9 protein-coding genes are annotated in these 7,282 nt (G+C 65.4%); 5 read left to right on the top strand and 4 right to left on the bottom strand.

Annotation, left to right across the window (positions count from 1 at the left end; genetic code table 11):
* The 3 genes from guaB to CV770_RS40090 all read left to right on the top strand — a co-directional run.
* Positions 1-881: IMP dehydrogenase (gene guaB, locus CV770_RS40100; protein WP_201760251.1), on the top strand; the 881-nt coding region annotated here is incomplete at its 5' end.
* Between the two features lie 271 nt (positions 882-1,152).
* Complete coding sequence (gene curA, locus CV770_RS40095) at positions 1,153-2,175, top strand: NADPH-dependent curcumin/dihydrocurcumin reductase (RefSeq protein ID WP_104466222.1); 1,023 nt, start codon at positions 1,153-1,155, stop codon at positions 2,173-2,175.
* A 263-nt stretch (positions 2,176-2,438) separates the two neighbouring features.
* On the top strand, positions 2,439-2,735 hold the full coding sequence (locus CV770_RS40090) for a hypothetical protein (protein WP_091954467.1): 297 nt from the start codon (positions 2,439-2,441) through the stop codon (positions 2,733-2,735).
* 15 nt (positions 2,736-2,750) lie between these two features.
* Here CV770_RS40090 and CV770_RS40085 read toward each other — a convergent pair whose 3' ends face one another.
* The gene (locus CV770_RS40085; RefSeq protein ID WP_104466223.1) at positions 2,751-3,593 is read right to left on the bottom strand and encodes a metallophosphoesterase family protein; all 843 of its coding nucleotides are present in this window, start codon (positions 3,591-3,593) and stop codon (positions 2,751-2,753) included.
* A gap of 69 nt (positions 3,594-3,662) precedes the next feature.
* Positions 3,663-4,277, bottom strand: a complete 615-nt coding sequence (locus CV770_RS40080; RefSeq protein WP_104466221.1) for an acriflavin resistance protein — start codon at positions 4,275-4,277, stop codon at positions 3,663-3,665.
* A 171-nt stretch (positions 4,278-4,448) separates the two neighbouring features.
* Between CV770_RS40080 and CV770_RS40075 the strand changes: the two genes are divergently transcribed.
* Both CV770_RS40075 and CV770_RS40070 read left to right on the top strand, forming a co-directional pair.
* On the top strand, positions 4,449-4,871 hold the full coding sequence (locus CV770_RS40075) for an MAPEG family protein (protein ID WP_018317663.1): 423 nt from the start codon (positions 4,449-4,451) through the stop codon (positions 4,869-4,871).
* A gap of 34 nt (positions 4,872-4,905) precedes the next feature.
* A complete protein-coding gene (locus CV770_RS40070) occupies positions 4,906-6,207 on the top strand; it encodes an RsmB/NOP family class I SAM-dependent RNA methyltransferase (protein WP_104466220.1) in 1,302 nt (433 codons plus the stop codon).
* Positions 6,208-6,466: 259 nt separating this feature from the next.
* Here the strand turns inward: CV770_RS40070 and CV770_RS40065 are convergent, their stop codons facing one another.
* Both CV770_RS40065 and CV770_RS40060 read right to left on the bottom strand, forming a co-directional pair.
* On the bottom strand, positions 6,467-6,676 hold the full coding sequence (locus CV770_RS40065) for a cold-shock protein (protein WP_008141931.1): 210 nt from the start codon (positions 6,674-6,676) through the stop codon (positions 6,467-6,469).
* Between the two features lie 266 nt (positions 6,677-6,942).
* Positions 6,943-7,275: a DHCW motif cupin fold protein gene (locus CV770_RS40060; protein WP_104466219.1), complete on the bottom strand. Its 333-nt coding sequence runs from the start codon at positions 7,273-7,275 to the stop codon at positions 6,943-6,945.
* Between the last annotated feature and the right edge of the window lie 7 nt (positions 7,276-7,282).

Below are 7,282 nucleotides of genomic sequence, written 5' to 3'. Positions count from 1 at the left end.
CCGTCAAGGACATGGAGAAGGCGGTCGCCCATCCGCTCGCCTGCAAGGACGCGCAGGGGCGCCTGCGCGTCGCCGCCGCCACCACCGTCGGCGACACCGGCTTCGAGCGCACCGAGCGGCTGATCGATGCCGGCGTCGACCTCGTCGTCGTCGACACCGCGCACGGCCACTCCCGCCACGTGCTGCATGCCGTGAACCGCATCAAGCGCCTATCCAATTCGGTGCAGGTCGTCGCCGGCAACGTCGCCACCACCGAGGGCACGCAGGCTTTGATCGATGCTGGCGCCGACTGCATCAAGGTCGGCATCGGTCCGGGCTCGATCTGCACCACGCGCATCGTCGCCGGCGTCGGCGTTCCCCAGCTCACCGCGATCATGGATGCGGTGGAAGCGGCGAAGAAGGCCGACATCCCCGTCATCGCCGACGGCGGCATCAAATTCTCCGGCGACCTCGCCAAGGCGCTCGCCGCCGGCGCCGACATCGCCATGGTCGGCTCGCTGCTCGCCGGCACCGACGAGACGCCGGGCGAAGTGTTCTTGTGGCAGGGCCGTTCCTACAAGGCCTATCGCGGCATGGGCTCGGTCGGCGCGATGGCGCGCGGCTCTGCCGATCGCTACTTCCAGCAGGACATCAAGGACACGCTCAAGCTCGTGCCTGAAGGCATCGAGGGCCAGGTGCCCTACAAGGGCCCGGTCGGCAATGTCATGCACCAGCTCGCCGGTGGCCTGCGCGCCGCGATGGGCTATGTCGGCGCACGCGACATGAAGGAGTTGCACGACAAGGCCCAGTTCGTCCGCATCACCGGCGCCGGCCTGCGCGAAAGCCACGTCCACGACGTCACCATCACGCGCGAGAGCCCGAACTATCCGGGCGGGGGCTAGTCGCCGGTCTCGCCTTCAACTCCGCTAGCGTGCCCCGGACGCAGCGCAGCACCTTTTCGGTGATGCGCTGCAGAGCCGGGGCCCATGTCTCCGCGTTTTGCCGTGTTGCTTTCTGGGTCCCGGCTCTGCGCAGCAACGCTGCGCGCTGCAGCGCGTCCGGGACATGAGCGCTGTGCGCGCCTCTGCATCTGACCGCTCCGCCGCTTTTGTATTGACGCAGCTAGCTCCCTCCGCTTCCGTTCACGTCGAAAGACAATCGGAGGAAGCCATCATGTCCCAAGCCAAGCGCATCGTTCTCGCCGCGCGTCCCGTCGGCGAACCCAAATCATCTGATTTTCGCCTGGAGGAATTCGCGGTCCCGACGCCTGCGGCGGGTGAAGTCCTGCTGCGCACGATCTGGCTCTCGCTCGATCCCTATATGCGCGGGCGCATGAGCGATGGTCCGTCCTATGCTGCGCCGGTGCCGGTCGGCGGCGTGATGGAGGGCGAGGCGGTCAGCGAGGTCGCGGTCTCCAACAATCCTGATTTCGCCAAAGGCGACATCGTCCGTGCACGAACCGGTTGGCAGTCTCACGCGACCTCGAACGGCAAGGGCCTGATCAAGGTCGATCCCAAGCTCGGTCCGATCTCGACCTCGATCGGCGTGCTCGGCATGCCCGGCATGACCGCCTACACGGGCCTGCTCGACATCGGCAAGCCGCAAGCAGGCGAGACCGTCGTGGTCGCCGGCGCCTCCGGCGCCGTCGGCTCAGCCGTCGGTCAGATCGCGAAGATCAAGGGCGCACGCGCGGTCGGCATCGCCGGTGGCAAGGACAAGTGCGACTACGTGGTGAAGGAGCTCGGCTTCGATGCCTGCATCGATCACCGCGATCCCGATCTCGGCGCAAAACTGAAGGATGCCTGCCCTGGGGGTATCGACGTCTATTTCGAGAATGTCGGCGGCGCTGTGTTCGAGGCGGTGTTCCCGTTGCTCAATCCGTTCGCGCGCGTGCCAGTCTGTGGCCTGATCGCGCACTACAACGACACCGAAGCCAAGCCGCCGAAATGGGCCGCCAGCATGATGCGCGCGACGCTGACCAAGCGGCTGACCTTCCGCGGCTTCATCGTCTCCGACTTCGCCTCCCGCCATGGCGACTTCCTGCGCGACATGTCCACCTGGGTCCGCGACGGCAAGGTCAAGTACAAGGAGTTCGTCACCGAGGGCCTGGACAGCGCGCCCGGCGCCTTCATGGGCCTCTTGAAGGGCGCCAATTTCGGCAAGCAGCTGGTCCGGGTCGGGCCGGACAAGGCCTAGGCATGATCCGGAAAAGTGCGAAGCGGTTTTCCGGAAAGATCATGCCCAAACAACAACCTAAAGCGCGATGACGATCTCATTCATCGCGCTTTAGGCGACAGGGACTGGGACTCACGTGGCTACAGAGCCACAGGCCTCCTGAGGATAGTTAAGAAAGAGTCACCAAATGGTCACACCTGCCCGCAAAAGCCGCAGGTGTGACCGGCTGTTCATTGACGGGATCGCGAAGGCATTGAATCATCGGGCATATTTTAGGTGCTGCGATGTTAGAGATCAGTGTTTTCTGCGTTATCCTGCTGGCCGCCGGCTATTGGCTGGCCATGTTCGTCATGGGCCGCCATGACGACGTCATCCATGGCAAGTTCGTCCATGTCGAGGAGGGCGATCTTGCTCGCCCCTCGATGCCGATACCGCCCCCGCCATTCCCGAAGCGCCCGGTCAAGGCCGCGCAGCTTGCCAGGCAGCCGCCTGCCAATGATCTCGCGGCCAAGCCGGTGAACAGCGAGGCGCTGCAATCCCTGCTCGCCGCGATCCAGCAGGACCTCAAGAGCGTCGCCTGAGCCGATCGGCGCGCCTTAATGCTCGCCGCCCATCTGGACGAGCAACTCCTCGATGTCGACATCGACCTGGCCTGCGGCCCTGACGTGGCGGACCTCGAAACTGTCGGGTCGGAAGCGATACTCGACCAGCCCGACTTCCTTGATCGCGATCCGGTCCTGGCGTTGATCGTTGATGACGAAGCCGGCCGACGGCGCCCAGACGTGGCGGGTGTGGCGCCAGGTGAAGTCGCGCCGCTGGTGCACGTGGCCGCTGGCAATGAGGCGCAGGTCGATCGTCCCGAGCATCTCGATCAGCCGTGCCCGCGCCGGCTGCGGCACATAGCGGATCGAGGTTTCCGGTGTCTCGGGATCGTCGGGTAGATTGAGAAATAGCGGCTTGTGCAGGAACAGCGCGACCGGCCTGCCGTTCGTGCGCGCGATCTGTTGCGACAGCCAGTCGAACTGCTCGGCCTCGAAGGCGAGCCCCGAGTTCAGCACCAGCGAGTTGAGGCCAATGAAGCGCCAGCCTGCGGCCTCGAACGACCAATGGTCTTCGCCGATGAGGTCGCCGAACTGCCGGCGATGCGCTTCCGTGACCGGCGGCTTCGGCGCCGGGCCGACCGCGGTCGGATTATCGCCGATGTCGTGATTGCCGGGGAGATAACGGCAGGCGACGGGCAGGGCGTCGTGCAGGTCTTTTGCGAAGACGACATCGTCGCGGCCGGTTGGCCCGTCGAAGGCGACATCGCCGGTGTTGATCACGAGATCGGGCCGGTTGCCGTCGATATGCTCGCTGATCGCCTGGAAGTTGGCGATCAGGCCGGGGAAGCGCCGACCGAGATGGGTGTCGGAAATCTGCGTCAGGCGAAATTCGGACATGCGATCATCGTACCCGTGCTCGCGCGTCGGAACGATGACGGCGCGGGCATGGATCGCAACGAACAAAGTTTAAAGCACGCGGTACCGGATCATGTAGGCGTCCTGCGGCGCGACGGTGTCGGCGAGCGGCGAGGCGATGCGGTCGGCGAGGTGCCAGGGGCCGAACTGCTCGGAGCGATGCGGCTCGGCGGGCAGACGGAGGCGGAACTCGAAAGTGCCCTTGCCGGGCAGGTTCACGACCAACACGCGGTCCGCGGTCCGATGGTTGAGCGCGACCGCGCCGCGCAGCAGCGCGCGGCCATCCGAGAGGTCGCGCACGCCGTCGACCAGCGCCAGCGTCTGGTTGCGGTCGGTATGCAGTTCGACCTGGCTGTCGGTCACCGCCGTCAGCATCGCCCGGGGCATGCGGATCTCGAACTCGACGGCGGGCTTGGACGGATTGAGACCGAGATAGGCGAGCGCGGCGTGGCGCATGTCGTAGGCGGCAAAGGCGAGCAGGGCCGTCGCGGCCAGAGCGGTGAGGCCATGCCTGACGACGTCGCGCCAGGTTCGGTAGCTCAGGCAAAAGTAAACCGTCATCGCCAGCGCGACCGCGAGCGCCATCGCGATACCTGACAGGGCCGACATCAGGATACCGAGCCGGCCGTCGGCGGATTCGCTCCAAAGGCTGGACAGGGTGGTCATGGCGCCATCTCGCCTCTATCTCGCCTTGGGCCCCGAAAAGGGACCGAAATCGCTTTAACTATCGGTGGTTGGTCGCAAGACCGGGAACGCCGGTTCAACTCGTTGATTGTCAGGACGAGGAGCGGCGGCTAATGGACGGTCCGGCGCCGTCCGCCGGATGGGAAAGTTCCGATGTCCGTTCAAATGGTCTTGCTGCCGGTCTTCGTCCAGGTCGGCCTCACCTTCGCGCTGCTGATCGGCATGGTTTTCGCGCGCCGCAAGACGCTGGTCTCCGGCGAGACCAGCATCCGCGACATTGCGCTCGGCGAGCCGAACTGGCCGAAGGGCGCCACGCAGATCGCCAATTGCTATCGCAACCAGTTCGAGCTGCCGGTCCTGCTCTACGTCCTGATCGCGCTGGCGCTGCCCTTGCGCCATGCCGATCTCTTCATCGTGCTGATGTCCTGGGTGTTTGTGGTAACGCGCTTTGTCCATGCCGGCGTGTTCGTCTCCTCGAACGATCTCGGCCGGCGCTCCACGGTCTGGCTCGCCGGCGTCCTCGTGCTGCTGGCGATGTGGATCTACTTCGCGCTGAAAATGCTCTTGTTGATCTGACTCTTGCGAGTCCGATTTCATCTGAAAGATTCAAATGACCCCCGCTGCCCGGCTGTCCGCAGCCATCGAACTGATCGACACCATCGAGAAAGACCGCGTGCCTGCGGCCAAGGCGCTGAAGGAGTGGGGCACTGCGCACCGCTTTGCCGGCTCGGGCGACCGCGCCGCCATTGCCGGCCTGGTCTGGGACGTACTGCGCCGCTACGCCTCGAGCGCGTTCCTGATGGAGTCCGACACCGCGCGTGCCAGGTTGATCGGCATGCTCCGGCTCGAGCGCGACATGGACACGGCCACCATGGGCGCCTTGTTCGACGGCAGCCGATTTGCGCCGGCGCCGCTGACCGAGGCTGAGCAGGCCGCGCTCGCCTCGCGGTCCCTGAAGGACGCGCCGGCTGCGATCGCCGGCGACTATCCCGAATGGCTGGATCCGCACCTGGCAAAAGTGTTCGGCGAGGACCGCGCCGCGGAGGCGGCCGCGATGGCGAGCCGGGCGCCGCTCGACCTGCGGGTCAACACGCTAAAATCCAATCGCGACAAGGCGCTGCAGTCGCTTGCTCATCTTCATGCGAAACCGACGCCTTGGTCGGCAACGGGCCTGCGCATCGCGCTTTCGGCCGATGCGCGCAACCCCGGGATCCAGGCCGAAGAGGATTTCATCAAGGGCGCCATTGAAGTGCAGGATGAGGGATCGCAGCTGGCGGCCCAATTCACCGCGGCAAAGCCCGGCGAGCAGGTGATCGACCTCTGCGCCGGCGCCGGCGGCAAGACGCTGGCGCTCGCCGCCCTGATGCAGGGCAAGGGCCGGCTGATCGCGACCGACAGCGACAAGCGCCAGCTCGCGCCGATCCACGAACGGCTGTCGCGCGCCGGCGTCCATAATGCCGATGTCCGCACGCCCAAGGGCGAGGCCGATCCGTTGGCCGACATCCGCGCCTCTGCCGACCTCGTCGTGATCGATGCGCCCTGCACGGGAACCGGAACCTGGCGCCGCAACCCCGACGCCAAATGGCGGATGCGCCCCGGCGCGCTGGAGATTCGCCTGCGTGACCAGGCCGAGGTGCTGGAGCGCGCGGTGCCGCTGGTGAAGCCGGGCGGCCGCATCGCCTACATCACCTGCTCGGTGCTGTCGGAAGAGAACGGCGAGCAGGTGAGGGCGTTCGTCGCGCGCCATCCCGAGTTCGCGGCCGTCCCGCCCGAGCAGACCGCGAGCGTGCTGTGGGACAAGGCGGAGGCGTTTGGCGAGGCCGCGCTGCAATCGCCCGAGGGCTGGCTGATGACGCCGCGGCGGACCGGGACGGACGGATTTTTCGTCTCAATCCTGAAAAAGGTCTCGTAGGGTGGATTAGCCGGCGGCTTGCGCGCAGCGCAGGCCGGCGGCGTAAACCACCACTTCCGTACCCAGGGACGCAGACGTTGGCGGATTACGCCTCGCGGTTTGCGCTTTGCGCAATCCGCGGGGCTAATCCGCCCTAGGGCACCGCAGCTGCCGCGCCACAGTTCCCCAAAACGAAAACCCCGCAGACCGGATCCCGGTCGCGGGGTTTTCTAACTTGACGTTCTGCCGGTACGTCCGTGGTCAGAACGGTGCGCGGGCGTTAGCCGACGCGGAGATTGTCAGCCGAGGACTTGCCGCTGCGACGATCGGCGACGATGTCGAACGAGACCTTCTGACCCTCGTTGAGGGAAGAGAGGCCAGCGCGCTCGACGGCGCTGATGTGCACGAACACGTCCTTCTGGCCGTCATCCGGCTGGATGAAACCATAACCCTTTTGGGTGTTGAACCACTTCACGGTGCCCATAGCCATGGGAATTTCCTTTAGTTAGTTAGATTGAGTACGCACGCGGACCGGTACGCAGCATTGCGCCCATAGTCCCTGATGAGTCGATGTTTGGAGAATTCATCTGAAGCGTGCGCGCCCGTCAGCAACGAAGCGAAGCGGCCCAGTCGTTCGGCCAAGTATCGATGATCACAATATAGCGAGAATTTGGGGCCAGTTCAAGGCACCACCCGCGAGCCGGCACGTCGCACGACTTTGCTATTTTGCGGTGCAAATTAACCGCCCGGCGGATGTCAGTCCACGATGAAAAGGGTCGCTCCGGTCGTGGTCGAGGATCGGTGCGCGGCGTCGCCGTAGTCCGAGACCTGGTAGCTCATCCCTGCCGTGAGCTTGAATTTGCGCCCGTCGCGCAGCTCGCTGTCGAGCTCGCCCTTGAGGACGTAGAGCACGTGGCCGCGATCGCACCAATGGTCGGCCAAATAGCCCGGCGAATACTCGACCATCCGCACCCGGAGGTCGCCGATGTTGAGCGTGCGCCACCTGGCTTGGCCGGTCTCGCCCGGATGCATGGTGGCCTCGACCTTGCTCCAGTCGGTGACGGTAAAGGGGGAGGCGGGGAGTTTCATGGGGGAC

This window comes from Bradyrhizobium sp. AC87j1 (assembly GCF_002936975.1).
Taxonomy (GTDB): domain Bacteria; phylum Pseudomonadota; class Alphaproteobacteria; order Rhizobiales; family Xanthobacteraceae; genus Bradyrhizobium; species Bradyrhizobium shewense.
This window is presented reverse-complemented; position numbering and strand designations above follow the sequence as displayed.